Annotated in this window: 25 protein-coding genes; 16 read left to right on the top strand and 9 right to left on the bottom strand. The window is 68.4% G+C overall.

Going from position 1 to position 26,896, the window contains the following annotated elements:
• Positions 1 to 210: 210 nt before the first annotated feature.
• The 6 genes from nikE to ACK8CO_RS08895 all read right to left on the bottom strand — a co-directional run bounded on the left by nikE (position 211) and on the right by ACK8CO_RS08895 (position 6,756).
• On the bottom strand, positions 211 to 1,206 hold the full coding sequence (gene nikE / locus ACK8CO_RS08920; RefSeq protein ID WP_414898904.1) for a nickel import ATP-binding protein NikE: 996 nt from the start codon (positions 1,204 to 1,206) through the stop codon (positions 211 to 213).
• Positions 1,203 to 1,958: an ATP-binding cassette domain-containing protein gene (locus ACK8CO_RS08915; RefSeq protein ID WP_414899003.1), complete on the bottom strand. Its 756-nt coding sequence runs from the start codon at positions 1,956 to 1,958 to the stop codon at positions 1,203 to 1,205. The genes nikE and ACK8CO_RS08915 overlap by 4 nt, the downstream gene beginning before the upstream one ends.
• Positions 1,959 to 1,963: 5 nt before the next feature.
• Positions 1,964 to 2,821 (bottom strand): nickel ABC transporter permease subunit NikC, encoded by an 858-nt coding sequence (nikC, locus tag ACK8CO_RS08910; RefSeq protein WP_414898903.1) that lies wholly within the window; start codon positions 2,819 to 2,821, stop codon positions 1,964 to 1,966.
• A complete protein-coding gene (gene nikB / locus ACK8CO_RS08905) occupies positions 2,818 to 3,762 on the bottom strand; it encodes a nickel ABC transporter permease subunit NikB (RefSeq protein ID WP_080614839.1) in 945 nt (314 codons plus the stop codon). Before nikB ends, nikC begins: the two co-directional genes overlap by 4 nt.
• A gap of 4 nt (positions 3,763 to 3,766) precedes the next feature.
• Positions 3,767 to 5,356 carry a nickel ABC transporter substrate-binding protein gene (gene nikA, locus ACK8CO_RS08900; protein WP_414898902.1) on the bottom strand — a complete coding sequence of 530 codons (1,590 nt, stop codon included), beginning with the start codon at positions 5,354 to 5,356 and terminating at the stop codon, positions 3,767 to 3,769.
• A 911-nt stretch (positions 5,357 to 6,267) separates the two neighbouring features.
• The gene (locus ACK8CO_RS08895) at positions 6,268 to 6,756 is read right to left on the bottom strand and encodes a MarR family winged helix-turn-helix transcriptional regulator (protein ID WP_414898901.1); all 489 of its coding nucleotides are present in this window, start codon (positions 6,754 to 6,756) and stop codon (positions 6,268 to 6,270) included.
• Positions 6,757 to 6,851: 95 nt separating this feature from the next.
• Here ACK8CO_RS08895 and ACK8CO_RS08890 point away from each other — a divergent pair, with 95 nt between their 5' ends.
• The 8 genes from ACK8CO_RS08890 (at position 6,852) to ACK8CO_RS08855 (ending at position 18,094) form a co-directional block, all read left to right on the top strand.
• Positions 6,852 to 8,012 carry an MFS transporter gene (locus tag ACK8CO_RS08890; RefSeq protein ID WP_414898900.1) on the top strand — a complete coding sequence of 387 codons (1,161 nt, stop codon included), beginning with the start codon at positions 6,852 to 6,854 and terminating at the stop codon, positions 8,010 to 8,012.
• A gap of 23 nt (positions 8,013 to 8,035) precedes the next feature.
• Positions 8,036 to 8,842: an alpha/beta fold hydrolase gene (locus tag ACK8CO_RS08885; RefSeq protein ID WP_414898899.1), complete on the top strand. Its 807-nt coding sequence runs from the start codon at positions 8,036 to 8,038 to the stop codon at positions 8,840 to 8,842.
• Between the two features lie 386 nt (positions 8,843 to 9,228).
• Positions 9,229 to 10,230, top strand: a complete 1,002-nt coding sequence (gene galE / locus ACK8CO_RS08880) for a UDP-glucose 4-epimerase GalE (RefSeq protein WP_414898898.1) — start codon at positions 9,229 to 9,231, stop codon at positions 10,228 to 10,230.
• 684 nt (positions 10,231 to 10,914) lie between these two features.
• A complete protein-coding gene (locus ACK8CO_RS08875; RefSeq protein ID WP_414898897.1) occupies positions 10,915 to 12,084 on the top strand; it encodes a glycosyltransferase family 2 protein in 1,170 nt (389 codons plus the stop codon).
• A complete protein-coding gene (locus ACK8CO_RS08870; RefSeq protein WP_414898896.1) occupies positions 12,081 to 12,959 on the top strand; it encodes a glycoside hydrolase family 26 protein in 879 nt (292 codons plus the stop codon). The genes ACK8CO_RS08875 and ACK8CO_RS08870 overlap by 4 nt, the downstream gene beginning before the upstream one ends.
• A gap of 848 nt (positions 12,960 to 13,807) precedes the next feature.
• On the top strand, positions 13,808 to 14,938 hold the full coding sequence (locus ACK8CO_RS08865) for a capsular biosynthesis protein (protein WP_414898895.1): 1,131 nt from the start codon (positions 13,808 to 13,810) through the stop codon (positions 14,936 to 14,938).
• 78 nt (positions 14,939 to 15,016) lie between these two features.
• Entirely contained in the window at positions 15,017 to 16,039 is a 1,023-nt protein-coding gene (locus tag ACK8CO_RS08860) for an aspartate-semialdehyde dehydrogenase (RefSeq protein ID WP_414898894.1), read from the top strand.
• A gap of 414 nt (positions 16,040 to 16,453) precedes the next feature.
• The gene (locus tag ACK8CO_RS08855) at positions 16,454 to 18,094 is read left to right on the top strand and encodes a DUF4139 domain-containing protein (protein WP_414898893.1); all 1,641 of its coding nucleotides are present in this window, start codon (positions 16,454 to 16,456) and stop codon (positions 18,092 to 18,094) included.
• Positions 18,095 to 18,140: 46 nt separating this feature from the next.
• Here ACK8CO_RS08855 and ACK8CO_RS08850 read toward each other — a convergent pair whose 3' ends face one another.
• Positions 18,141 to 18,791 carry a carbonic anhydrase gene (locus ACK8CO_RS08850; RefSeq protein ID WP_414898892.1) on the bottom strand — a complete coding sequence of 217 codons (651 nt, stop codon included), beginning with the start codon at positions 18,789 to 18,791 and terminating at the stop codon, positions 18,141 to 18,143.
• A 91-nt stretch (positions 18,792 to 18,882) separates the two neighbouring features.
• Between ACK8CO_RS08850 and ACK8CO_RS08845 the strand changes: the two genes are divergently transcribed.
• The 3 genes from ACK8CO_RS08845 (at position 18,883) to ACK8CO_RS08835 (ending at position 21,657) form a co-directional block, all read left to right on the top strand.
• Positions 18,883 to 19,320 (top strand): hypothetical protein, encoded by a 438-nt coding sequence (locus ACK8CO_RS08845; RefSeq protein WP_414898891.1) that lies wholly within the window; start codon positions 18,883 to 18,885, stop codon positions 19,318 to 19,320.
• 70 nt (positions 19,321 to 19,390) lie between these two features.
• A complete protein-coding gene (locus ACK8CO_RS08840) occupies positions 19,391 to 20,800 on the top strand; it encodes a leucyl aminopeptidase family protein (RefSeq protein ID WP_414898890.1) in 1,410 nt (469 codons plus the stop codon).
• Positions 20,797 to 21,657, top strand: a complete 861-nt coding sequence (locus tag ACK8CO_RS08835; protein ID WP_414898889.1) for an NlpC/P60 family protein — start codon at positions 20,797 to 20,799, stop codon at positions 21,655 to 21,657. The genes ACK8CO_RS08840 and ACK8CO_RS08835 overlap by 4 nt, the downstream gene beginning before the upstream one ends.
• On the opposite strand, the gene ACK8CO_RS08830 is transcribed toward ACK8CO_RS08835, so the two are convergent.
• Entirely contained in the window at positions 21,654 to 21,998 is a 345-nt protein-coding gene (locus ACK8CO_RS08830) for a DUF2794 domain-containing protein (protein WP_414898888.1), read from the bottom strand. The genes ACK8CO_RS08835 and ACK8CO_RS08830 overlap by 4 nt on opposite strands.
• Before the next feature lie 546 nt (positions 21,999 to 22,544).
• Between ACK8CO_RS08830 and ACK8CO_RS08825 the strand changes: the two genes are divergently transcribed.
• Entirely contained in the window at positions 22,545 to 22,991 is a 447-nt protein-coding gene (locus ACK8CO_RS08825; protein WP_414898887.1) for a c-type cytochrome, read from the top strand.
• 111 nt (positions 22,992 to 23,102) lie between these two features.
• The gene (locus ACK8CO_RS08820; protein ID WP_080614854.1) at positions 23,103 to 23,831 is read left to right on the top strand and encodes an NYN domain-containing protein; all 729 of its coding nucleotides are present in this window, start codon (positions 23,103 to 23,105) and stop codon (positions 23,829 to 23,831) included.
• Positions 23,832 to 23,841: 10 nt separating this feature from the next.
• Here ACK8CO_RS08820 and ACK8CO_RS08815 read toward each other — a convergent pair whose 3' ends face one another.
• On the bottom strand, positions 23,842 to 24,195 hold the full coding sequence (locus tag ACK8CO_RS08815; RefSeq protein WP_414898886.1) for a hypothetical protein: 354 nt from the start codon (positions 24,193 to 24,195) through the stop codon (positions 23,842 to 23,844).
• A 264-nt stretch (positions 24,196 to 24,459) separates the two neighbouring features.
• Between ACK8CO_RS08815 and mbfA the strand changes: the two genes are divergently transcribed.
• The 3 genes from mbfA (at position 24,460) to ACK8CO_RS08800 (ending at position 26,864) form a co-directional block, all read left to right on the top strand.
• A complete protein-coding gene (gene mbfA / locus ACK8CO_RS08810; protein WP_414898885.1) occupies positions 24,460 to 25,437 on the top strand; it encodes an iron exporter MbfA in 978 nt (325 codons plus the stop codon).
• Positions 25,438 to 25,565: 128 nt separating this feature from the next.
• A complete protein-coding gene (gene fghA / locus ACK8CO_RS08805) occupies positions 25,566 to 26,396 on the top strand; it encodes an S-formylglutathione hydrolase (RefSeq protein WP_414898884.1) in 831 nt (276 codons plus the stop codon).
• A gap of 18 nt (positions 26,397 to 26,414) precedes the next feature.
• Positions 26,415 to 26,864: a YaiI/YqxD family protein gene (locus ACK8CO_RS08800; RefSeq protein ID WP_414898883.1), complete on the top strand. Its 450-nt coding sequence runs from the start codon at positions 26,415 to 26,417 to the stop codon at positions 26,862 to 26,864.
• Positions 26,865 to 26,896 lie beyond the last annotated feature (32 nt).

The following is a 26,896-nucleotide window of genomic DNA, read 5'->3' as shown; positions in this document are numbered from 1 at the left end:
TCAAGCATATCCGGTTTCGGCGCGGGCCGGGTCGACTTGTATTTCCCGGTCGGGAAACGGTCGGGCGCTTCTTGCCCACGGGCGGATGAGGCGGGTCCGCTGCGGCGCGCAGAGAGAGGCCCGTCCGAGGCGAATTTCCGGGATTTTCGCGAGGGTCCGGCGCGAGGGGCCCGGTCCGGTTGCGGTCGGCGGCTGCTTCCCGGAAGTCGCCTAATTTTTAGGCAGGCCAGCAAGGGTTAAGGAAGATGCCGTTTGCCGCGGGTTACCCACAGGTTCTTCCCCAGATTCTGGGGATAGGATCTCCGCCCCGGCCGTTCGCCCCCCGGGAACGGGGATAACGGAGATGCCGGCAGGCGTTGTCGGGGCCTCGGGCGGGATTTCGGCTGCGTTTTCAGGCAGAGGCGCGGCCTTGCCGACGGTCGGGCGGCCGGGAAAAGGCGGCAGGATGGCCTCGCGGAGGGCCTGCGAGGCGGGATGCGAGAGCGTGGCGAGTTCCGCGGAAGGGGCCTCCTCGACGATCCGGCCCCGGTCCATCACCAGCACGCGGTCGGCGAAGCGGCTTACCAGACGCAGGTCATGGGTGATGAAGAGGCAGGCGATGCCGCGTTTGCGGCGGATCTCGCCCAGAAAGGCCAGCGTGCTGGCCTGCAGATGCAGATCGAGATTGGACACCGCCTCGTCGAGGATGACCAGCCGGGGCTCGGGGGCCAGGGCGCGGGCGATGCAGACCCGCTGCAACTGGCCGCCGCTGAGCTGGCCGGGGCGCATCCGGGCGATCCGGGGCGGCAGCTCGACCAGATCGAGCAGCTCGGCGACGCGCGCCTCGCGGCCCTTGCGGTCCAGCCGGGTCAGATGGCGCAGCGGCTCGGCGACGATCCGGCCGATGGTCTGGCGCGGATTGGTGGCATCGGGCGAATCCTGGAACACCATCTGCACCGCGCGGCGCATCCTCAGCCACGCTGCGCCGCGGCACGCCTCCAGCGGCATGCCCTCGAAAAGCACCTCGCCTGTCGTGGGCCTCTCCAGCCCGCAGAGAAGCCGCGCGAGGGTGCTCTTGCCGCAGCCCGAGCGCCCGAGCAGGGCGACGGTCTCGCCTTCGTCGATCTCCAGCGACACTTCCGACAGCGCCGCATGCGTTCTGGCCGGACCCAGCAGCGGACGGCTGCGATAGCAATGCGACAGGCCGCGGGCGGCAAGCAGGCTCATGCCGGAAGCTCCTGTCCGTAAAGGGCGAGATGCGCCGCCACCAGCATCCGCGTCACCGGATGGCGCGGGGCGTGGAAGATCTGTCCGACCGGTCCGCGCTCGACCAGGGCACCGGCCTCCAGCACTGCCACCTCATCGGCCAGCCGCGCGACGACGCCCATGTCATGGGTGATCAGCATGAGGCCCAGCCCCGCCCGGTCCCGGCTTCGTTCCATGAGATCGAGGATGCGCGCCTGCACCACCAGATCGAGATCCGTCGTCGGCTCGTCGGCGAAGAGAAACGGCGCCCCGCCGAGCAGGGCCAGTGCTATGGCCACGCGCTGCAGCATGCCGCCGCTCATCTCGAAGGCGTAAAGGCCAAGCACCCGCCCGGGGTCTTCGAGCCCCACCTCGGCCAGCAGGTCTTGCGCGGCCGCTTCGGACCAGGGCCGGTCCAGCGCCCGGCAGGTTTCGCGCATGTGGTCGCGCATGCTCCGGAGCGGGTTGAAGCCGCTGCGCGGGTTCTGCAGGATCGAGGCTACGACCCGTCCCCGCAACTGCCCGGGCGCCACCGGCCTGCCATCGAGACAGACCCGCCCCCGGACGGCGAGGTTGGCCGCCTGAACCCCCAGCGCCGCGGCGCAGGCGGTGGACTTGCCCGATCCGCTGGCGCCGACCAGAGCGAGCGTGCGGCCCTGTGCGATCTCGAGCGTCAGATCCCGCAGCAGCGGGCGGCCGTCGGCTGCGACGCTCAGCCCCTCGATCGAGAGCACCCGGCTCAATGCGCGGCCTCCCCGACCAGGCCGGGGTCCAGCCGGTCGCGCAGCGCGTCGCCCAGCATGTTGAAGGCCATGACGGTGAGAAACAGCGCGAGCCCGGGCCAGAAGATCAGCATTGGCGCGGTCCAGACGAACTGGCGGGCATCGGCGATCATCACCCCCCATTCCGCGGTCGGCGCCTGAACGCCCAGCCCGAGGAAGGACAGCCCCGAGACATGCAGCATCATGTGCCCGACATCGAGCGTGGCCAGGACGATCATCTGCGAGAAGGTCGCGGGCAGCAGGTGCTCGGCGAAGATGCGGGCGCGGCTCGCCCCGGCCAGGCGCGCCGCCAGCAGGAAATCGCGGTGGCGCATCGACATGACGATGCCGCGGGCGATCCGCGCATACCAGGCCCAGTGCGACAGGGCGATGGCGATGATGACATTGACCAGCCCGGTGCCCAGCATGCCGATCATGAACAGCGCCAGGATCAGCGTCGGGAAGGTCATGAAGATGTCGGCGACACGCATGATCGCCTGGTCGATCCGCCCGCCGGCATAGCCCGCCAGCCCGCCCAGTCCGAGCCCCATGACCAGGATCAGCGCGAGCGTCGCGGCGACGCAGCCAAGCGATGTCCGCGTGCCCGCGATCAGCCGCGAGAAGATGTCCCGCCCGAGATGGTCGGTCCCCAGCAGGTGACCGTCGCCGGGCGGTTGCAGGCGGTGGGCGATGTCGACCGCGTCGGGCTGGAACGGGGCGAGCGCGGGGCCGATCAGCGCGGCCAGAACCAGCAGCGCGACGATCAGGCAGGCCGCGCCCAGACGCAGCCCGCGCCAGACCGGCCCGGCCTGTCGGCGGCGCAGCGCGAGGCTCATTGCGGCGCCTCCGTGGCCTGACGGATGCGCGGATCGGCCAGGGCGTAAAGGATGTCGACGACGAGGTTGCAGAACACGAAGATGACCACCATCAGCAGGGTGAAGCACTGAATCACCGGATAGTCCCGGTTCAGGATTGCCGTGACCGCATAGCGCCCGAGCCCGGGCCAGCCGAAGATGCTCTCAATCACCAGGGTGCCGCCCAGAAGCTCGCCGATATGCATGCCGGTCGCGGTGATGACCGGTAGCCAGGCATTGCGCAGGACATGGCGGCGTTCGACCATGCGCGGCGGCAGCCCGCGCAACAGAGCATAGCGGACATGGCGCTGGCCCGCGACCTCGAGCATGCTGGCGCGCAGCAGCCGGGCATTCACGGCCAGCGACATCAGCGCCACCGCAACGACCGGCAGGACCAGGCTGGCCGGACCCTCGCGGCCCATCGGCGGCAGCCAGCCCAGATGGACCGAGAAGACCAGCACCAGCAGGAAGCCCAGCCAGAAATTCGGCACCGAGACGCCCAGGAAGGCGACCAGCCGCACCGCATGGTCGGGCCAGCGGTCGCGGTAGCGCGCGGCCCAGATCCCCAAGGGGACCGAGACCAGCAAGGTGAAGGCCAGTGCCGTCCCGGCCAGCTGCATCGTCGCGGGCAGGAAATGCAGGATATCCGGCAGCACGGGACGCTGCAGGGCATAGGAGATCCCGAAATCGCCCCTGAACGCGCGGCCGATCCAGTCGAGATATTGTGCCGCCAGCGGCCGGTCGAGCCCCAGCATCTCGCGCGCATCGGCCAGTGCCTGCGGCGTCGGCGGCACCTTCGACAGGCGCAGATAGTCCAGCGCCGGGTCGCTCGGGCCCAGCCTGAGCATCAGGAAGATCACCAGCGAGGCCCCGAACAGCATCGGGATCAGCAAGAGCAATCGTCGCAGGATGAAGGCTTTCATGGGCTCAGGCGTCCGGGGTCAGCATCTCGAAGGGGATCTCGCTCGACATCGCCCCGAAGCGCAGCGGCCCGACGCGGGGCCGGGCCACGGCCATCGCCGTGGTATGGGTCAGGGGCAGATAGACCGCCGCCTCATGGAACCGTCCCAGCAGGTCGCGATAGAGCGCCTGCCGCCGGTCCTCGTCGGTCGAGACCAGCACCTCGCCGATCCGGCGGTCGATCTCGGCCTTGTCGGGCAGGCCCGACTGCGCCTGGTAATCGGCATGCGCGGGCACCCGCATCGAGCTGAGGAAGGCATGCGGGTCGTAGGGCGCGCCCCAGGTCCGGTTGAAGATCATGTGGAAGCGGCCGTCGCGCTGGCGGGCATAGACGCTGCTTTCCTCCTCGCCGATCAGGCTGACGCCGATGCCCACGGCGGCCAGGTCGGCCTGCAGGATCTCGGCCTTGGCCTTGGCCACGGCATCGGTGCCGACGAAGCACAGATCCAGCATCAGCGGCCGGCCCTCCTTCTGCCGGGGCTGCCCGGCGCGGCGCGCGATCCAGCCATCGGCCTCCAGCAGCCCGGCGGCAGCGGCGGGGTCGAAGCGGTAGGGGGAAAGCCCGATATCGGCATAGGGTACGTTGGGCGCGAACAGCGCATCGGCGCGCTGTTCGGTGCCGTGCAGGACGGCCGCGATCAGGGCGTCCTTGTCAACGGCATGGTTGATGGCCCGGCGCACGGACAGATCCCGGGTCGCGCCCCGCGCGGTGTTCAGCGCCAGCGAGCTGGTCTCCATCGGCGCCGAGAGGCCGGCGCTGAAATCTCCCGAGCGGGCGAGGTCCTCGAACATGTCGGGCGAGAGCGGTCCGTCGGTGCCGTAGACCATGTCGATCTGCCCGGTGCGGAGCGCGATGGCGCGGGTATTGGGGTCGGGGATGACCTTGACCTCGACCCCGGCACAGGCCGGGCGCGGGCCCCAGTAGCGGTCGTTGCGGCGGAAGATGTCCCGTTCGCCCAGCGAGGTTTCGGTCAGGACCCAGGGCCCGGTGCCGATCGGGGCCAGGATGCCGTCCTTCGTGCCGCCGTCCCGGAATTGCGAGGGCGCAATGAAGCGGAAGGGGCGGGGCAGGGCCAGTTCCTGCAGCGTGGGGTAATAGGCATCCTTCAGCCGCAGCCTCAGCGTGAAGGGCGCGCGCACCTCGGTCGCGACGATCTGGTTGGCCAGTTCCAGCCAGGCATGGCGAGACCGGTTGGCCAGCACTGCGTCGAAATTGGCCTTTGCCGCGGCCGCGTCGAAGGGCTCGCCATTCGAGAAGACGACATCCTCGCGCAGCGCAAAGGTATAGTCCCGGCCATCCTCCGAGACCATCCATGAGCTGGCCAGCCAGGGCATGATGCGCCCGTCGGCCCTGTAGCGCACGAGCGGGTCGTAGAGCATGTTCTGCGCGAACATCTGGTTCGGCGAATAAAGATGCGGGTTCAGCGGTCCGGCATTCAGCGGCCAGGCAAAGCGCAGCACGGGATCTGTGGCGCGCCCTGCGGCCAGGGCCGTCAGCGGAGAGGTCAGGCAGGCGCCGTAAAGGGGCAAGGCCAGAAGGGAGCGACGGGACGGCACGGCCTTCTCCGGTATGACAAGCGACAAATATTTTCATACTTTCTTTTCACCGCGATGCGGTCATGTCAATTATCTGGCGCTATGGTCCCGGCCTTCCTGCCTGAGGGGCAGGTCGATGCCGCAGCCATCGCGGCCGAGCCTCAGCGCGGTTGCGGGCAGGCCCGCACCGCACCGGATGCCGCGTCGAGGGCGGCCGACCATGCGAGCCGTCTGTCGTCCCTGCGGCGGCGGGCAGGCAACGGGGCTTTTCGGTCGCGAAGACCCGGCGGCAGCTGTGTCGCGGGGCCGGGTGGGGCCAACCGGCGACATCCCCGGTCGGGCTGCCGTCTTTACCTGCGACAGGACCGGCCATGGCGGCAGGGGCCCCGCCCGCGTTCCGGCCGGGGCCGATCCGAAGGACGTTCGAGGCGGTGCGCGCCCGGGCCCGTCACCTATGTCTGCTCGGTCTCTGGGGGGCTGCCGTGCCCTCCGCGGTCTCGCGGTCCCGCCGCCTTCGGTTCGGGTGCAACCGTCCTGCGGCCGCTGCCTTTGCCGTCGGGTCGGGTTGCCGACAGCCCAAGCCGTCGCCGCGAGATTATCGGGACCGGAGATGAAAGCCTGCACGTCAGAGGCCGTGCACCACCGTGAGCAAGGGGCGTCTTTCCCGCGCCGATCGGGGGTCGTTTCCGACGTCGGCTGACACGGGACCGGGCGGCGGCCGAGCGGATCCGGCAGAGGATCGAGACGGCCTTCGCCGGGCATTTCCACGACCGCAGCCATGGCCGGCTTCGTCCCCATCCTGCGCAGCTCGTCTTGTGTCGGGGCAGTCCTCCACGGAGCGGTCGCCTTGGTCCGCTCTCGCCCGCAGGGCCAGGCCCCTCGGCACAGCTTCGCTGCCCGTCCCCGTGCCGCCCGCTGCGGGGACCGACCTGTCAGGTGCCCTGGGACGCCAGAAGCTTTTCCAGCAGATCGGAGAGCTGGTCCTGCTCTCGCTCCGTCAGGCCGGACAGGATGGTGCTCAGATTGGCGACATGGATGTCGACCGCCTTCTCGATCAGGGCAAGGCCCTCCGGTGTCAGCGCGACAAGCGTTCCCCGCCTGTCCCCGGGATTTGGCTGCCGTTTAACCAGGCCGGCCTCTTCGAGCCGGTTCAGCCGGTTGGTCATGCTTCCGGACGAGATCATCGCCGCTTCGTAAAGACGGGTCGGCGTGACGGCATAGGGCGCCCCGCTTCGCCGTAACGTCGCCAGGACATCGAACTCTCCCGGCTGAAGGCCGAACTCGGCAAAGACCGGGTTGAGCCGGTCGCGGGATATGACCAGTGCTGCCTCTGCCAGCCGGCCAAGCAGGACCATCGGCCCGATATCGAGATGCGGCTTCTCCCGGGCCCATTGCTCGGCAGCCTTCCTTGCTCTGTCCATTCCGGCACCTGTCTTGACATCAAGATAAAAATATCTCTACGTAGAGATATATCCGGCGTTCTGTTCCGTGGCAAGCGGCCACGGAAGGAGGTAACTTGTCCAAATTCTCAGAGACGCTCCTGTTCTCGGCCGCCATCGTCGTTGTCGGGGCCAATCTGCGGCCGACGATGGCCGCCATCGGGCCGATGCTTGATGCCATCCAGCGCGATACCGGCCTGAGCGATACGGGGGCCAGCCTGCTGACCACCCTGCCGGTCGCCCTGATGGGGGTCTGCCTGCTTTTCACCTCCCGGCTGAAAAGCGTTCTGGGTACGCGAAACGGCATCATCCTCGGCTTGTTGTTCATCCTGCTGAGCAACCTGCTGCGTTGGCACTGGTCGAGCGCCGCCCTGCTGCTGATGACCGCCATTCTCGGCGGGATCGGCATCGCCATCGTGCAGGCCTTGCTGCCGATCATGATCAAGCATCACTCGGGCGCGGCGGCCGCCGGGCTGATGGGGGTCTATTCGACGGCGATTATGGGAGGCGCCTTCCTGTCGGGAACCTTCGGCCCCTGGATCGCCCAGGCCTCTCACTGGCAAGTGGCCTTGGGGATCTGGTCTATCCCCTCCCTGATCGGATGCCTGATCTGGTGGCGCGCAACCGACCCGGCCGAGACCGTTCCGGAGGACCGAGCGCGTCTTCCGGTCTCGCGGGCGCCGCGCGCATGGCTGCTGCTGGCATTCTTCGGGCTGGGGACAGGGGCCTATACGCTGGTGCTGGCATGGTTGCCCCCCTTCTATACCGGCCTGGGCCGGTCGGCGGAAATGGCCGGGCTGATGCTGGGTGTGGTCACGCTTTCCGAGGTCGTGGCCGGGATTGCCGTCTCCTACTGGGTCGGTCGCTCCCCCGACCGCCGCCCGGCCATCTTCACCGCCATAGGTGCATTGTTCGCGGGCCTGCTCGGACTGATCTTCGCTCCGCTTGCGCTCGCCTGGCCGTCTGCGGTCTTCGCAGGCCTCGGGATCGGCGCGCTTTTCCCCCTGAGCCTGATCGTGGCCATGGATCACGGAGACGATGCAAGCGCTGCCGGGGCCATTGCAGGCTTCGTCCAGGGCGGCGGTTACCTGGTCGCGGCCGCGCTTCCGCTCATCGCGGGTCTTCTGCGCGAATACCTGTCCGATCTCACCCTGGCCTGGGGCCTGATGGCAGGGCTCTGCCTCGTGCTCTGGCTGATTGCTGTCCGGCTTCGGCCCGGCCAACGCATCACATTCTGAAACAATCCACGAGGAGGCTTCCTATGGCCTATTATGAGGTTCAGGGGCGGAGCAACTACTACATGGAGTTCGGGCAAGGTCGGCCGATCCTTCTGTTGCACGGGATCAGCAATTCCGGCCGCGCCTGGGGGCCGCAAATTCCGGCACTGGTCGCGGCGGGATATCGCGTCATCGTCCCGGATCATGCCGGTCATGGGGCCTCCGCTCCCCTGACCGCGCCCTTCGGGGTCGCGGATATTGCCGACGATACCGAACACCTGCTTTCCCGGCTTGGAATCGGGACGCTCGATGTGGTGGGGCTTTCGCTCGGCGGGATGGTCGCGCTCGAGCTGGCGCTGCGGCACCCGGCCAGGATAGGGCGCCTCGTGGTCGCCAACAGTTTCGAAAACACTGCCACCGAGGAATTCAAGGCGATGAGCGAGGGCTGGGCCCGCCTCTTCGAAGAGCCGCATGGCCCGGTGATGCGTTTCGAGCAGAACTGGCAGGTCTCGGTCTCGGAGGCCTTCCGGGAGAGCCCGGAGGGGATGCGGACCTGTCAGGTCTGGCACGGCATCGCCGCGACCTCGCATGGCCCCTCGCTCGCGCATGTCGCGCGTGGCATCGCCGGTTTCGACGTCTCCGGACGGATGGCCGGGCTTGCCATGCCGGTGCTCTTCATCGCCGGAGCGCTCGACAGGATGTCTCCGCCGGATCTGAGCCGGCGCATGGCGGAAAAGACGCCGCAGGCGACGCTCTGCGTCATCGAGGGGGCCGCCCATATCTCCAACGCGGATTCCGCGGATGAATTCACGGCCCGGCTGCTGGGATTTCTGTCGTCGCAGCCCGGATGAAGGGCAGGCGATGAAGGGCTGGCCCTGATCCCTGCAATCGCCCGCCCGCCGCGCGGGCGGGCGCCCCCCTGTGCCCCAGGCGAAAGCGGCCCATCGCCGTGCCGCTTCCAGGATCTGTTCGTGGCAAGCACCTTCCGATGGTCTGCATCCGGCCGGTCGATCCCCATCGGCGGCGCAGGTGCTGTCGCCGAAGCGGGACGCCCGAGCCGGGCCTTCTGCCATGCCGGGGATACGGTCGGCGGTCCGGTGCGGCTGAGGGCAGGCTCGGGTCGGGTCGGCGGCCGTCGACCGGCGGGCCGAGGATTTCTCTCGACGCGGGGCTCGACCGCACGATACCCTGCTTCGCAGAAGCGATGATGCTGACCATTGCCGGAGCCTGACGCGCTGTGTCGAAGGCGATACCCGTTCTCGTCACGGGTGGGGCGGGATATATCGGCAGTCACACCTGTCGGTGCCTGTCGGGGGCCGGATACCTTCCTGTCGTCTTCGACAATCTCAGCACCGGCCATGCCGATGCGGTGCGCTGGAGGCCGCTGGTCGAGGGCGATACCCGCGACAGCGCGGCGCTGGTGCGGGCGATCCGGGCCCATGCGCCGGTCGCGGTCATCCATTTCGCGGCCGCCGCCTATGTCGGCCAGTCGATGCGCGATCCGGGCTTCTATTACGACAACAATGTCGGCGGCATGACCGGGCTTCTCTGCGCCTGCGCCGAGACCGGGCTCTGCCGTGTGATCTTCAGTTCGAGCTGCGCGAGCTACGGCCTGCCCGAGGCGCTGCCGATCACCGAGGCGACGCCGCAGGCTCCGATCAACCCCTATGGCCGGACCAAGCTGAGCGGCGAGCAGATGCTGGCCGATTTCGGCCATGCCCATGGGCTGCGCCATGTCGCGCTGCGCTATTTCAACGCCTGCGGTGCGGATCCGGCCGCCGGGTTTTGCGAACGCCACGACCCCGAGACCCATCTGCTGCCGCTGGCCTTGTTCGCGGCGGCCGGGCGGGGGCGCGCGCTCGAGCTTTACGGCAGCGATTATCCGACGCCCGACGGCACCTGCATCCGCGACTATGTCCATGTCGCCGATCTGGCCGAGGGGCACCCGCTGGCGCTGCGTCGCCTGGAATGCGGCGGCGGCGATCTGCAACTCAATCTGGGCACGGGACGCGGGCCGTCGGTCCGCGAGGTGCTGGCGGAGGTCGAGCGGGTTCTCGGCCGCCCGGTGCCGGTCAGCCTGCAGCCGCGCGGGCCGGGCGATCCGCCCGCGCTGGTGACCGATCCGTCCCGGGCGCGCGAGGCGCTGGGCTTCGAGGCCCGGCATCGCGATCTCGACGGCATCCTGCGCGATGCGGCGCTGGCCTTCGGACTGGACCTGGCCGATGCCCGGAGGAGCTGAGGCAGGACAGACCGGCCCGCCGCCCGGGGCCGGTCCGGGCGGGCCGTTCCTGGTCTCACTCTTTCCCCGCGGGCAACGCTGTCGCTATGGTCTGGCGGCGCTGGCCTGGCTGGGCGCTGCCGTCTTCTTCTGGGGCTGGTGGCTAGCCCGCGCATAATATCGGCGCGATCCGCTTTGCGATCTGCTCGGCGCTGCTGGGCTGGCTGACTTTCCTGCAGGGCTATTTCCTGTTCTTCCTGCTGCAGGCCTGGCGGCCGGTGGGCGATCTGGCCGGGCTGGCGGGGGCCCGCGTCGCCATGGTGGAGACGAAAAGCCCCTCCGAGCCCTTCGAGATCCTGCGCGACACGCTGAGCGCGATGCTGGCCCAGGACTGGCCGCATGAGACCTGGCTGGCCGACGAGGACCCCGCGCCCGAGACGCTTGCCTGGTGCGCGGCCCATGGCGTGCAGGTCTCGACCCGCACGGGCCGGGCCGAGTATCTCCGCCCGGACTGGCCGCGCCGGACCCGTTGCAAGGAGGGCAATCTTGCCTTCTTCTACGACAGCGCAGGCTATGATCGCTATGATTTCGTGACCCAGCTCGATGCCGATCACGTGCCGCAGCCGGGCTATCTGCGCGAGATGCTGCGGCCCTTCCTCGACCCGCGCGTGGGCTATGTCAGCGCGCCCTCGATCTGGTCCTCGAATGCCGCGGAAAGCTGGCCCGCCCTGGCCCGCCCTGGCCCGGCTTCATGCCGAGGCGGCGTTTCACGGCGTCTTGCAGGCGGGCTATTCGAATGGCTGGGCGCCGCTGTGCATCGGGTCGCATTACGCGGTCCGGACCCGGGCGCTGAGACAGATCGGCGGGCTCGGGCCCGAGCTGGCCGAGGACCATTCCACCACGATGCTGATGAATGCCGGGGGCTGGCGCGGCGTGCATGCCATCGACGCCATCGCCATCGGCGCGGGGCCGGCCAGTTTCGTCGACATGCTGACCCAGGAATTCCAGTGGTCGCGCAGCCTCGTGACGATCCTCCTGCGCCATACGCTGCGTTGCCTGTCGGGCCTGCCGCCGCGGCTGAAGCTGCAATTCCTCTTCACCCAGAGCATCTATCCGGGGCTCGTCGCCTTCATGCTGGCCGGAAGCCTGATCCCGGCCGCGGCGCTGGCCTTCGACATGCGCTTCGTCGGCGTGACCTATCCCGCCTTTCTCGGCCACAGCCTGCCGATCCTGGTCACCTTCCTCGGCATTGCCGCGATGCTGCGCCGCGACGGGCATTCCCGGCCCGCCGATGCCCCGGTGCTGGGATGGGAGAGGATCCTGTTTCCCTGCGCGCAATGGTCCTGTGCGGCCTGGGGCGCGCTGATGGCGCTGCGCGACCGGTTATGGGGCGGCTTCGTCGATTGCCGGATCACGCCCAAGGGGACGGCGGCCGAGGCAAGGCTGCCGCTGCGGCTGATCGCTCCTTATTTCCTGCTAGGGGAGCCGGTGCTTGCGCGGCCGCATGTCCAGGAGGCCGCGGGCTTCTATCTCCTGTCGCTGCTCAATGGCGGGATCTATGTCGTCCTCGTCGCCGCCATCCTCCGCCATCACCTGGCCGAGAACCGGGGCCGGCCGAGAACGCGATGGCGGTTCTATGGCCCCCATGCCGGCATATGGGTGGTGCTGAATGCGGGCGCAGTCTGGGCGCGGGGGGGGGAGAGTCTGCATTTCCTGACTGTCGGTCTCGGCCGGTTTCAGGTCACCTCGGCCCAGCATGTCGTCTCGGGGGTGGGGCAGGGGGGACGCAAGAGGCTGCATTATGTAGTGGATTTCATGTTGTGGATTTCGGGCGCAGCTTCAAAGCCCGCCGACCATGAGGAGCAGCATCCATGAGACTTGACCCGGTCATCGCCGTCTGCGGCCCGATCGCCGCCCTGGGCCTTGCCGTCGCGGCGTCGGCCGGGCCGGCCGACCCGGTCGAGGCGCCTCCCGGCGAGATGCCCTTCGGGGTCTACGATCCCGACGGTGCCTTGGCCGACGATCCCGAAGTGTCGATCGAGCATCTGTTCCTGCCCTGGGAGGACGTGTACCTGCCCAGCCTGATCGATGCCGATGCCTATGCCCGGGCCCGTGGCCGGTCGGTTCTGGCCACGATAGAGCCCTGGACCTGGAACCGGTCCGAGCGCAGCACCCCCGGGATGCTGCAAGAAGGGATCGCCTCGGGCGAGTACGACAGCTACATGGCCTCGATCTGCGCGGTTCTGAACCTGTTCGAAAGCCCGGTCACCGTGCGCTGGGCGCAGGAGATGGAAGACGCGAGCGGCCAGTTTATCTGGGCGGGCTGGGACCCCGGGACCTACAAGGCCGCCTATCGCCGGATGGTCGACATCTGCCGCGAGACTGCGCCCGAGATGGCCTATATGTGGTCGCCGCTGGGCGATGACTATGTCGATATCGTCGGGCTCTCGGTCTTCGGGCTTCAGCCCTGGGAGACCGCGATCCTCGGCGAGGAACAGTCGTTTAGGTCGATCCTGGCGCCGCGCCATGCCCGTGTCGCACCTTTCGGTCAGCCGGTGGTGGTGGCCGAACTCGGCTATTCGGGGCGTGAGGACTATGTCGCGACATGGACCTCGGAGGTTCGCCAGATCTTTCCCGAATTCCCCAATCTGGTGGCGGTGATCTATTTCAATCAGATCGAGGTCTATCCCTGGCCCGATGATTATGGCCTGCCCGACTGGAAGGTCGGCGACCGCATCATCGCGCCCTGAATTGCTGTCAGCCGCCTGTTCAGGCACCGTTTTCGGCAAGATCTGACGGGGTCGGTCCTTGTTGGGTTCGGCCCCGTTGCGCCGCACCCGACCGGGCAGCCGCGCGGATGCGGTCGGGATCCGCTCTTTGCCCTCGCGATGCCACGGAAAGGAACCGCTTGCCGGATAGTCTATGCCGCGCCCTTGGATCCTCAATTGGGCCTTGAGACGGGTCTGGAGCGCTGCGCGCCTGTCTGTTTCGGAGGGGACGGTCAAGGGGCCGGAGGGGGCACGGGGGCAAGGGCAAGCCACGGGGCAGGGGTGTCGAGACGGCAAGGGGGACGAGTCCTGTCGCATTGCGAATAGGCTTCTTTCCTGCGCCCGGCGGGACGGTCGAGGGCGGGTCGGCTCACGGTTTGCGCGGTCCTTCTGATCGGGATGGCGGTCTCGGCCCCTGGCGGTGCGGCTTCGGCCGAGGGCTTCCGTTCGGAAAAGGCCATTGCCGGCACGTCGGTCCTGCACTGGCTCGCGCCGAAACTGGGATCGAAACCGGAACCGCCGCGGTCGGGCAAGGCTGCGCGCAAGGCCGCCGCTCTGGCCCTGGATCGCCGGCAGGGACGGGGCTCGCATATCTGTTCGCCCGCGGGCTTCGGCCAGCGTCCGCGCTGCGTCTCCCGGTGATCGTCTGTCCCGATTATTCCCCCCCGACCGTTTTCGACGGATCGTCGCCCGCCAGGTCCCGCCGGAGCCGTCCCCCCGGCGCGCAACCCTTTGCTGCCGTGCCAGAGCTGGTCTATGCCCGGAGCGCGAGGATCTGAAAGGGGGCCCCCGATGACAGCCGACAGACGCGCAGGTCCGGAGCCGGGCCGATGATCGCCTATCTGGCCGGCTGGACCCGGCGCAAGGACGCGATCTTCCGCGCCATTGCCGCTGCCGCCGGGGGCGGCCACCGGCTGCCGCTGATCGGGCTGTCGTTTCGCGGCTTTCCCGAAACCCGCGCCCGCACCAGAGAGGCACTGGCCGTCGCCAAGCGCCAGCCGAAGGGCCGTCTGGGCCGCGCGCTGAAGCGGGCCCTTATCGCGGCGCAATACAACTGGTCGCGGCGCTATTTCACCCGCCATCCCGACCGGCTCGCGGTCTGCTGGAACGGGCTGACCGGCTCGCGCCGGGCGTTCATGGAGGGCGCGGCCGATGCCGGTGCCGGGCGGATCTTCGCGGAACTGGCGCCGTTTCCGGGGCGGGTGACGCTGGACCCGGTGGGGGTCAATGCGCGCAATGGCCTGCCGCGCGATCCCGGCTTCTATCTCGACTGGGCCGCGGCCGACCCGTCGCGGCAGGGCGAGGCGTGGCGCGCGCTGGGGCAGGGGCTGGTGGCGCGGGCCTCGCGCCGGGCCGATGTCGGGCAGGCGGGCGCCGAAGCCCTGAGCGCGGCGGGGCCGTTCCTGTTCTGCCCGCTGCAGGTGCCCAATGACAGCCAGATCACGATGTTCGCGGGCTGGGTGCAAAGCGTCGAGGGCATGATCGCGGCGCTTGCCCGCGCGTCGGCGGCGCTGCCCGGCGGCTGGCATATCCGGCTGAAGGAGCATCCCTCGGCGAAGACCTCGCTGGCCCGGCCTCTGGCCGCGGCCGTGGCCGCGGCCCGGGGGAGGCTGGTGATCGACAATGCCACCGACAGTTTCGCCCAGCTTGCCGCCGCGCAAGCCGTCATCACGATCAATTCCTCGATGGGGCTGCAGGCCTTCTTCCACGACAAGCCGGTGATCGTGCTGGGCGAGGCCTTCTTCGCCATTCCCGGGCTGACCACGCCGGCCGAAAGCGAGGCCGCGCTGACTGCCCTGCTGGCCGCGCCCGGGGATCTCGGGTTCGACCCGGCGCTGCGGGCCGCCTTCATGAGCTATCTCGACCGGGTCTATTATCCGAAACTCGAGGAGACGCCCGGGGGGGGCGTCCGCATCGAGGCGGCCGCGTTGGCCCGCATCCTTGCCGCGGCGCGTCCCTGAACGGGCCTTTCGCCTCATCCGGCTTTCCTGTATGGCTCCCACGCACTGAAATCAGGACTTGCCTGAAGGGAGCCAGAGATGGGCTACAAGGTCGCTGTCGTCGGCGCCACGGGGAACGTGGGCCGCGAAATGCTGAACATCCTCGCCGAGCGCGAGTTTCCGGTGGACGAGATCGCCGCACTTGCCTCGCGCCGCTCGCTCGGCACCGAATGCAGCTTTGGCGACAAGACGATCACCACCCAGGATCTGGCCACCTTCGACTTCACCGGCTGGGATATCGCGCTGTTCGCCATCGGTTCGGATGCGACGAAGGAATACGCGCCCAAGGCCGCCAAGGCCGGCTGCGTCGTGATCGATAACAGCTCGCTCTACCGCTACGATCCGGACGTGCCGCTGATCGTGCCCGAGGTGAATGCCGACGCGATCCATGGCTATTCGAAGAAGAACATCATCGCCAACCCCAACTGCTCGACCGCGCAGATGGTGGTGGCGCTGAAGCCCCTGCATGACCGCGCGAAGATCAAGCGTGTCGTGGTCTCGACCTACCAGTCGGTGTCGGGCTCGGGCAAGGAGGCGATGGACGAGCTGTGGCTGCAGACCAAGGGCATGTATGTGCCGGGCCAGGAGGTCGCGCCCTCGGTCTATCCCAAGCAGATCGCCTTCAACGTGATCCCGCATATCGACGTCTTCCTCGATGACGGCTCGACCAAGGAAGAGTGGAAGATGGTCGCCGAGACCAAGAAGATCGTCGATACCGCGATCAAGGTCACCGCGACCTGCGTCCGGGTGCCGGTCTTCGTCGGCCATGCCGAGGCGATCAATATCGAGTTCGAGGAGTTCCTCGACGAGGACGAGGCGCGCGACATCCTGCGCGAGGCGCCCGGGATCATGGTCGTCGACAAGCGCGAGGATGGCGGCTACGTGACCCCGGTCGAATGCGTGGGCGATTTCGCCACCTTCATCAGCCGGATCCGGCAGGATTCGACCATCGAGAACGGTCTGAACCTGTGGTGCGTCTCGGACAACCTGCGCAAGGGCGCGGCGCTGAACGCGGTTCAGATCGCCGAAGTCCTCGGCCAGCGGGTGCTGAAGAAGGGGTGAGCAGCGATCCGGGGCGAAAGCCCCGGCAAACGCCCCTGTGTGGCGTTTGAGCTGCGAACGGGCGGAGCCCCGGCCAGGAAGCGATCCGGGGCGAAAGCCCCGGCAAACGCTCTGGTGGGATGGTGCCCTTGGGCGGAGACGGGGTGGCAGCCCCGGCAATACCGCGCCCTCGCCCGGCCACGCCTTACAGTGTCATCCCTTTTCCCTGTGGTGCGGCCAGGCCTCCGGTCTCATCCGTGAGGGGGCTCGCGTCAGACAGAGGGCGCGTCTTGCGCGCGACGCGGCCGTGATCCGGCCCGTCTTGCCGGCGGCGCGTTGCCGATGCCTGGGTTTCGCTTGCGCGCGCGCCCGCCGGTCCGCAATCTTCCTCCAAGATCCTCAGCTTTCGGATTCCCAAGCCTTCGGAGCGACAAGATGCGAGCCCTTGCCCTTTGCCTGATCCTCATCCCCTTTCCGAGCTGGGCCGATGACATTCTCGTTTCCAGCCGGGTCGAGGCGGTCACGCTCTTTCCGGACGGCGCGGCGGTGACGCGCAGCGCGGATTTCGAGCTTCCGGCCGGGACCCACCGCCTGATCCTGGCGGATCTGCCCAGAACCACGCCGCTGGGCACGGTCCGGGTCTCGGTCGAGGGCGCCAGGCTGGGCAGCGTTTCGGCCCGGCGCGATTTCGTGATGCCGCGCGGTGCGGCAACGCCGCCCGAGATCGCGGAGGCCGAGGCCGAGGTCGAGCGCCGGCGTCAGGCCCTCGAGGCGGCCGAGGCCGGGGTGGCGCGGATCCGGGCAGAGGCGCAGGGCGCCGAGGCGCGCGCGGCCTTCCTCGGACGGCTCGGCCAGGGCGAGGGCTCCGCGGCGATGACCGTCGGCGATCTGGAGGCGCTGGCGCGGATGATCGGGTCCGAGACCCAGACGGCGCTGACCGACTCCATCGCCGCCCGGGGCCGCGCCGATGCGGCCGAGCGGGGCCTCGAGCCGCTTCGCGAGGCGCTGGACGAGGCCCGGCAGGCGCTGGCCGCGCTGGTGCCCGAGGATGGGGCGCGGGCGATGCTGGCGATCACGGTGACGGCCGCGGAGGGGCCGGGCGATGGCCCGGCCGCGGGCAAGGTCACGGTCGGCTACACCGTCAACACGGCGCGCTGGGCCCCGGTCTACGATATCCGGCTCGACCGCGCGGAAAGCCGGGTCACGATCGAGCGCGGGGCGCTGGTGGCGCAGGAGACCGGCGAGAACTGGACAGGTGTCGCGCTGGGCCTGTCGACCGCGCGTCCCGGCGGAAGGACCGCGCCGAGCGAACTCTGGCCGCTCTTGCGCCGGATCTCGGATCCGGCCGAGGCCGAAGCGTCGGTCGTTCGGGGCGGCGACATCATGCGCGTGGCACCGGCCAGGGGGGCGATCGCAGCAGCGTCGGCGCCGGTGCGGGCCCAGGCGACTGCCTTCGACGGGCTCGCGGTCCATTACGACTATCCGGTGGCCGTCGATATCGCGACCGGGGCCGATACTCTGCGGCTTGCGCTGGACGATCTGGAGATGCCCGCCGAGCTGCTGGCCGAGGCGGTGCCCGAACGCGATGAAAGCGCCTATCTGGTGGCCTCCATCGTCAATGGCACGGACGAGATCGTGTTGCCGAGCGCGCAGGCGATGTTCTATCTCGACGGCCGCTTCGTCGGCCAGCATCCGACCGGTCTGATCCCGGCGGGCGGCAAGGCCGACCTGCCCTTCGGCCCGATCGACGGGCTTCGGCTGACCCGCACCGTGAGCGAGCGCAACGAGGGCGACCGGGGCGTTCTGAAGAAGTCGAACGAACAGTCCGAGGCGGTGCGGATCGTGGTCGAGAACCTGACCGGCGAGACCTGGCCGGTGCGGCTTCTCGACCGGGTGCCCTATTCGGAACAGGAGGATCTGAAGATCACCTGGCAGGCCGATCCGGCACCTGCGGCGACCGATCGCGACGGGCGGCGCGGCATTCTGGAATGGCGTTTCGAGCTTGCCCCCGGCGCGACCCGCGAGGTGACGCTGAGCCACCGCATGGTCTGGCCCGAGGGCAAGGTTCTCGACTAGGACAGGCCCGCACCGAGGCAGGCCCGCAGGGCCGGTTCCGCCGGGCTCAGACCGGCAGGAACCGCCCGGACTCGGGGTCGTAGCATTCCACCGCGCCCTCGCCGATATCGTTCCAGAGCCCGTGCAGGGTCAGCGATTCGGCCTCGACCGCGGCCTTGACGAAGGGGAATGTCATCAGGTTCTCGATCGAGACCAGCACCGCTTCCTTCTCCATGGCGCGCAGCCGCTCGGCCTCGTCGGCGATACCGGCCTGACGCTCGTAGCTGGGGCGCAGAAGGTCCATCCAGCGGCCGATGAAGCTGGTCTTTTCCTCAAGCTGCGGCGCGAGCCCCGCGCACATGTCATGGCAGCCGCGGACGCCGCCGCAATTGGAATGGCCGACCACCAGCAGGTTGGCGACCTTGAGCACCGTCACCGCATATTCGACCGCGGCCGAGGTGCCGTGGTGGTCGCCATCGGGCGCACAGGGCGGCACCAGACCGGCGATGTTGCGGTGAATGAAGAATTCGCCTTCGTCGGCCCCGAAGATCGAGGTGACATGGATGCGCGAGTCGCAACAGGAGATGATCATCGCGCGCGGGCGCTGACCTTCCTCGGCGAGGCGACGGTACCAGGCCTTGTTCTCGGCATGGGTGGTGGCTTTCCAGCCGTGATAGCGCTGGACTAGATAGCTGGGCAGCGGGCGTGCGTTCTTCATCTCTGCGGCTTCTCCCCGATTTCCTACCCGGCTGCATAAGCTGCAATTGGCGGGAATTCGAGCTATTTCCCGCGCCGCTGGCAACGCTTTCTTGACGCTGCTGCGCGAGGGTGCCCGCCAGAGGTGTGGTGACCGGAGGGTGCGCAAGGTGTCCAACGTCGTAACGATGCGCCAGGAGGAGCCCTTGCGGCTGGATTCCGAGCGCCTGGCTGACATGTTCGTCGATTTGGGCGAGGTAAGGGCGTCTCATCTGATCGTCCTGTCGATCGACCGGCTCGAGACGCTGATCGAGGGGCTCGATCTGGCGGTCGGCCAGATATGCCCGAAGGATTGCATTGATCTGACCGGACAAATTCGCGCCCTTGGCGACACGATGGGGATGATCAGTCTTTCCTCGGCCGCGCGAAATGTCGCGCGCGCGGCGCAGTCGGGCGATCCGGTTGCCATCGACGCCACGCTGGCGCGGCTCAAGCGGGTCGCGGTGCGGTCGTTCCGGCTGGCCGAAGCGCTTCAGCACCGCTCGGGCTGAACCGGCTTGCGGGCCGCGCGGAAGAGACTAGGCTCTGGGCACATTCCGACCAGACCCGAAGGACCGCTCCATGTGCCCCCGCTTTGCCGACTCCGCCGCGCCGTCGCGCCCGCTTTTTGTCGTCGATGAGGAGGCTCTCGAGACCTGGCGATCCGGCCGGACCGAGGCCGAAATGGCCTGGCTCGACGCCACGGGGTTCGCGGCCGGTCTGGGCGAGTTCCAGCTCTTGCCCGGTCCGGACGGTACCGTCGCGGGGGCGGTCGCGGGCCATGGCACGGCAGCGGCCCGGGCGCGCGGCCGGTTCCACCTTGCCGCGGTCGCGGGGCGCCTGCCCGAGGGCGCCTGGCATCTCGACACGGCGCTGACCGGCGCCGATCTCGAGGCCGAGGCGCTGGGACTTCTGCTCTCGGGCTATCGCTTCGACCGCTACCGGGCGCAATCCGCCGCGCCCCGCGCCAGCTTCAAGGCGCCTGCGGGCGTTGATCCGGCCCTGCTCGAGGCGATGGCGGCGGGCGAGGTGCTGACCCGCGATCTGATCAATACCCCGGCTTCGGATATGGGCCCCGAGGCGCTGGAAGAGGCGGTGGCCGCGCTGGCCGCAGCCCATGGCGCGACGCTCGAGGCGATCCGGGGCGAGGCACTTCTGGCGCGGAACTTCCCGATGATCCATGCCGTGGGCCGCGCCGCCGCCCAGCTACCGCGATTGCTCGATCTGCACTGGGGCACGGCTGGGCCGCGGCTGACGCTGGTCGGCAAGGGGGTCTGTTTCGATACCGGCGGGCTGAACGTCAAACCCGGCAGCTCGATGGGGCTGATGAAGAAGGACATGGGCGGCGCGGCCACGGTGCTGGGTCTGGCCTCGACGATCATGACGCTGGGCCTGCCGCTGCGGCTGAGGGTGCTGATCCCGGCGGTCGAGAACAGCATCGCGGGCAATGCGATGCGGCCGCAGGACATCCTGACCGCGCGCAACGGGCTGACGGTCGAGATCAACAATACCGATGCCGAGGGGCGGCTGGTACTGGCCGATGCGCTGGCCTATGCCGCCGAGGAAGAGACCGACGCCCTGATCTCGATGGCGACGCTGACCGGGGCCGCGCGGGTGGCCGTGGGGCCTGATATCGCGCCCTTCTATACCGGCGACGAGACCGTGGCCGGGGCGCTTGCCCAGGCGGGGGGGCTTTGGGCCGATCCGGTCTGGCGGATGCCGTTTCATGCCCCCTATGAGGCGATGATCGAGCCGGGCATCGCCGATCTCGACAATGCGCCCAAGGGCGGCTTTGCCGGGTCGATCACCGCCGCGCTGTTCCTGCGCCGCTTTGTCGGCGAGACGCGCTACACCCATTTCGACATCTATGGCTGGCAGCCTTCCGATGCCCCGGCCCGCCCCAAGGGGGGTGTCGGGCAGGGCGCGCGCGCGATCCTCGGGGCGCTGCCCGGCATTCTGCCCGGGGGGCGGGCCGAGGGTCCGGGGCTGTGAGCGGTCCGGCGGACCGCGACCGGCGCGAGACGCCCGCGAATGACCGGGTCGCGGCGTCCCGGCTGAGGGGCGTGGTCGAGGCGCCGCGCTATGCAGAGCCCGAGCGCTGGCGGGTCATCCGGCCGGTGACCGATCTGCTGCGTGCGCCCAATGGCCCGCGCGAGCGCCAGCTTGTGCTGGGCGAGGCCTTCGAGCTGCTCGAGGTTCATGACGGGGTCGGGTTCGGCTGGGCCGCGCGCGACGGGTTCGTGGGCTATGTCGCGGCCGGGGCGCTGGCCGCCGATGCTCCGGCGCCCACCCACCGGGTGGCGGTGCCGGCCAGCCACGCCTATTCCGCGCCCGATCTCAAGCGGCCCGAGCTCATGGGGCTGTCCTTCGGTTCCGAGCTGCGCGTGGTCTCGGCCGCGGGCGGGTTCTTCGAGACTGCGCAAGGCTGGTTCGTGCCCAAGGTCCATCTGCGGCCGCTGAACGTGCCGTTCCGCGATCCGGTGACGGTGGCGCAGCTCTTTTTCGGCGTGCCCTATCTCTGGGGCGGCAATTCGGTCTGGGGGATCGACTGCTCGGGGCTCGTCCAGGCCGCTTGGCGCGCCGCCGGGCTGGACTGTCCGGGCGACAGCGACCAGCAGGAACGGGGATTGGGCGAGGCTTTGCCTGAAGGCACGCCGTTTCAGCGCGGCGATCTGCTGTTCTGGCGCGGTCATGTCGCGCTGGCCGTCGATGCCGAGGTGCTGATCCATGCCAATGGGCACACGATGTCGGTGGCCTATGAGCGGATCGCCGATGCCGTGGTCCGGATCGAGGCCCAGGGCGAAGGCCGCCCGACCGCGCATCGCCGCATGCCCTTTGGCGGGGACTAGTCGACAGGCCGGATCAGCTTGCGTTCGAGCACCCGCAGCACGCCGGGCAGGTCATGGCCGCGCTTGAGGATCCGGCCGTCCATCGCGATCACCGAATACATCCCCTGTCGCGCGCGCAGGCGCGGGCGCTTCTCGATGCGGTAGAGCGGATGTTCGGCAGTGCGCCGGAAGATCGAGAAGATGGCGGCGTCGCGCAGGCAGGAAATGCCGTAATCGCGCCATTCGCCCGCGGCAACCATCCGGCCGTAAAGGGGAAGGATGACCCCCAGTTCGCTGCGGTGGAAGGCAACCTGTTCGGCGGGACGTTCGCTTGGGGCCGGCATGGGAGGAATGGCGCTCATGTCCCGAAGGTGCCGCCCCCCGGCGCGCAAATCAAGAGCCGCCCGGGTTTTGCCCCGAAAAGACCCGGGCTTCGGCCTCTCTGCATCCTGTCGGTGCCCGGAACCCTGTCCATAAAGGGGCATAGCGAAAAGCTAGACCCGGTGCCGCGGCGATACAGCCCCCACCCAGCCTGCGGCACCGGGGAATACCTCCCACTCCGGTCGGCCAAGTCAAAATTCTTGCAAAGAATTTTGTCCTTTGGTCGACCGCTTCTCTTCCTCATGCCGTCAGATCCCGGGCGCTGCCTCGCATCCGCCTTGCAGGTCCCGGATCGCGATCCGCGGGCAGAAAATTCTTTGCAAGAATTTTCGGTCCCTTCGTGCTCCTCCCTTGATCTGGGCGGTGACACCCGGCCGGCTGCGGCCGGGTCGGAATGGTCGGGGCTCCCGAGGCTCGGGCCTCTTCCGCCGCGCTCTCCCTCCTTCTTCGGGCCGACCCCACGGCGTTGTGACCGGATTTTGTCGCAATTCCGGCTTAGGCTGGGCAGGTCAATCAGGAGGATCCGAATGACCACAAGGCGTATGACCCGAATGACGATCTTCGCGCTGGCTGCCGCGGCGGCCACGCTGGCCCATGCGGCCGATGCCACCGACCCGACCGTGAAGGCCCGGCAGGAAGCCATGGAGACCATCGGCAAGAACATGAAGTCCATCGCCGACATGGCCAAGGGAAAGGCTGCCTTCGACGCCCAGGCGGCCGGGGCGGCCGCAGCGGTCATTGCCGAGACCGCCGACAAGGTGCCCGGCCTGTTCGAGACGCAGGCCGACGATCCGGAATCGGAAGCCAAGCCCGCGATCTGGAAAGATTTCAGCGATTTCACCGATAAGGCCGAAGCATTGCAGGCGGCGGCCGGATCGGCCGATATGGCCTCGCTGGACGCGTTGCGGAACTCGGTCGGCGAGATCGGCAGGACCTGCAAATCCTGCCACGACGATTACCGCGTCAAGAACTGACCGCCGGCACCGGGACCGACCCGGTCCCTGCTTTCGTCTCCGGGCAGGTTGGGCTATAGGTCGGTCCGGGCGATATGTCGCCCGGACCGCAACCCCGACCCAGAGACAGCCATGCCCGAGACCAAGCCGCCGCTTCTGGCCGTCCTGATCGACGCCGACAATATCCCTGCCCGCCATGCCGAGCCGATTCTCAAGGAGATCACCGGTTTCGGCGAGCCTGCGCTGCGCCGGGTCTATGGCGACTGGTCCTCGGACCGGCTCAAGCCCTGGGCCGACAAGGTCCTGACCCTCGGGCTGGTCGCGCATCAGGAAACCGCCAATACCAAGGGCAAGAACGCTTCCGATATCGGGCTGGTCATCGATGCGATGGACATTCTGCATTCGGGCCGCTTCGACGGGTTCGTGCTGGTCTCGTCCGACAGCGACTTCACCCGCCTGGCCAGCCGGATCCGGGAACACGGGCTGGACGTGATCGGGATCGGCGAGGCCAAGACGCCGGTTTCGCTGCGCAATGTCTGCAACCGCTTCGTGCTGATCGAGAATATCGTCGAAGAGCCCGCGCCCGCCGCCCCCCGCGACAAGGCGCAACCGGCACCGACGCCCGCAGGCAAACGGCCGCCGCATGAAGTTTCAGAGCTGATCGTCCGCGCCATGGACAAGATCAACCAGGAGGACGACTGGTTCACGCTGGGTCAGATCGGCCAGTTCATCACGGCGGACAATCCCGATTTCGATACCCGGACCTATGGAAAGCGCAAGCTGTCAGACCTGGTGCGCGAGCTCAAACGCTTCGAGACCAGACAGGTCGGCAACCAGCTTCTGGTCCGTCGGCTGGACTGAGATCCGGCCGTCAGCGTCGGTCTGTGCCCGGAGCGCGCAGGGGGATCATCGCCACCCTGCCTTCACCCGCCCCGCCGCGTCGAACGCGCTCTCGCTGCGCAAGCGCATCGGAGCAGCGGTAGGCCATGCCGAGATCCTGGGGGCGATCCGATTCGACCAGACAGATCCGGAACACTGACTGGCTGATCTCGGAGAGCAGGTTCGGGACGATATGCCGGGGCGCCGCCTTCAGCATGGTCTCGGCCGGGGAGGTCGGCTCGATCAGGTCTGGCGCAGCTCCGGCCGGGCGGTCGCATTCAGTCCGCAGCATCGTGAAGAACAGGCACTGCTTGTCGGGGACGTCACTGTAAAGCGTGGCGTTCAAGACAGTGTTCCTGCCCGCGATGGTCCCTTGCCGGGACGCGTGCGACGCTGTCGCGCAGCCCCCTCCCGGACGCCTTCGGGCCCCTGGTCTGCTTTGCGTCCCTTGCCGATCCGGTCCGTTCTGGCGGTCATGGGGCCTTGGGCCTTCGGGCGCGTGCCGGACTGTGCGGCTCTGGTTCCCCATGGACGGGCTGCGGCATTCCCGCTCTTGCGGGGGCCCGGATTGCTGCTATAGATTAGAATTATTATAAACTGGAGCCTTCCGATGATCCCCGGCTTTTCCCAGCGCCGCCGCTTTTCAGACCTGAACGAACAGGAAATCCTGGCGCTCGCGATTTCCTCCGAAGAGGATGATGCCCGCATCTATCGCAGCTATGCCGAGCAGCTGCGCGGCGATTATCCCGACTCCGCGCAGGTCTTCGAGGCCATGGCCAGGGAGGAGGACAACCACCGCCGCCGCCTGATCGACACCCACCGCGCCCGGTTCGGCGAGGCGATCCCGCTTTTGCGGCGCGAGCATGTCGCGGGCTATTATGCGCGCCGACCGGTCTGGCTGATGCGCAATCTCGGCATCGAGCGCATCCGCGAAGAGGCCGAGAGGATGGAGCGCGAGGCGCATGACTTCTATCTGCGCGCGGCCGGGCGGGCGACGGATGCGGCGACGCGCAAGCTGCTGGGCGATCTGGCCGCCGCCGAAGCCGGGCACGAGGCGGTTGCCGACCGGCTGGTCACCACCCGGCTCGATACCGATGCAGTCGAGCGCGAGCGCCGGACCGCCCATCGCCAGTTCGTGCTGACCTGGGTCCAGCCCGGGCTGGCCGGGCTGATGGACGGTTCGGTCTCGACGCTCGCGCCGATCTTCGCCACCGCCTTCGCGACCCAGGATACCGGCACGACCTTCCTTGTCGGGCTGGCGGCCTCGGTCGGGGCCGGGATCTCGATGGGTTTCACCGAGGCCGCCTCGGATGACGGCGCGATCTCGGGGCGGGGCTCGCCGCTGAAGCGCGGGATCGCCTCGGGGGTGATGACGGCGGTTGGCGGGCTCGGCCATGCGCTGCCCTATCTCATTCCGCATTTCTGGACCGCGACCGGCATCGCCATGGCGGTGGTGTTCTGCGAACTCTGGGCAATCGCCTGGATCCAGAAGAAATACATGGATACGCCGTTCTTCCGCGCGGCCTTCCAGGTGGTGCTGGGCGGTGCGCTGGTCTTCGCCGCCGGGGTGCTGATCGGCTCGGGCTGAGCGCAGGCGACTTTTCTGCGAAAAGTCGGGCCCCGCGATGCGCGTTTTGCCCGCAGGGCGGCGGCGCGCTTGCCCTGCATGGCCTGCCGCGCTAGCCCTGTTGGCAGCGAGCCTGGGGAGTATGACGAATGGAAACCGTTTCCGAGAACAGATGTTACAACGGGGTGCAGGGCGTCTATCGCCATGCGTCCGAGGCCTGTGGCTGCGACATGACCTTCGGGCTGTTCCTGCCGGAAGAGGCCGGGACCGGTCCGGTGCCGCTTTTGTGGTATCTTTCGGGGCTGACCTGCACCCATGAGAACGCGATGACCAAGGCCGGGGCCCAGCAATGGGCGGCCGAGCAGGGGATCGGGCTGGTCTTTCCCGATACCTCGCCGCGCGGCGAGGGCATCGCCGACGACCCGATGTACAATCTCGGAACCGGTGCGGGCTTTTACGTCAACGCGACCGAAGAGCCCTGGTCGAAGAACTACCGGATGTGGGATTACATCGCCGAGGAGCTGCCCCGTGTCCTGACCGCGAATTTCGCCATTGACGCCGAGCGACAGTCGATCTGCGGCCATTCGATGGGCGGCCATGGCGCGCTGACCCTCGCGATGGCCTATCCCGAGCGCTATGCCGCCGTCTCGGCCTTTGCCCCCATCGCCCATCCCAGCCAGTCCGACTGGGCGAAGAAGCCGATCCATGCCTATCTGGGCGAGGGCAGGGTCGACTGGACCCGCCACGATGCCTGCCTGTCCCTGCGCGCCAACGGCTTTGCCGGTCCGATGCTGATCGACCAGGGCACCGGCGATCAGTTCATCGATGCACTGATGCCCGAGGCGCTGGCCGCGGCCATGACCGAGACCCGGCATCCGGGCGTCTTCCGGATGCAGAAGGGCTATGATCACAGCTATTTCTTCATCTCGACCTTCATGGAGGACCATGTCGCCTTCCATGCCGAGGCGCTGTATCGCTGAGGGAGCGGAGGGGCGGCCGTGACGGTCTATGTCGATGCCGATGCCTGCCCGGTCAAGGCCGAGGTGCTGCGCGTGGCCGAGCGCCATGGCGCCGAGGTGCTATATGTCGCCAATGGCGGGCTGCGGCCCCTCGATCACCCGCTGGCGCGCATGGTCTATGTGCCCGAGGGGCCCGACGAGGCCGACAAGTGGATCGCCGAGCGCGCCGGGCCCGGCGATGTGGTGATCACCGCCGATATCCCGCTGGCAGCGAAGGCCGTGGCGGCGGGGGCGCGGGTGCTGAACCATACGGGCGAGGCCTTCACCCCGGCCAATATCGGCCAGAAGCTTGCCACCCGCGACCTGATGGCCGATCTGCGCGCCGCCGATCCGTTCCGGCAGGGCGGCGGCAAGGGCTTCGGCAAGGCCGACCGCTCGCGTTTTCTCGATGCGCTGGAACGCCAGCTGACAGCGGTGGCGCGGCGCTAGACGGCGGCGGCTGGCTTCAACAATCCGGGCTC

Origin of the sequence: Rhodovulum sp. HP10 (genome assembly GCF_047553435.1) — a bacterium.
In the GTDB taxonomy this organism is placed as follows: domain Bacteria; phylum Pseudomonadota; class Alphaproteobacteria; order Rhodobacterales; family Rhodobacteraceae; genus Rhodovulum.
This window is presented reverse-complemented; position numbering and strand designations above follow the sequence as displayed.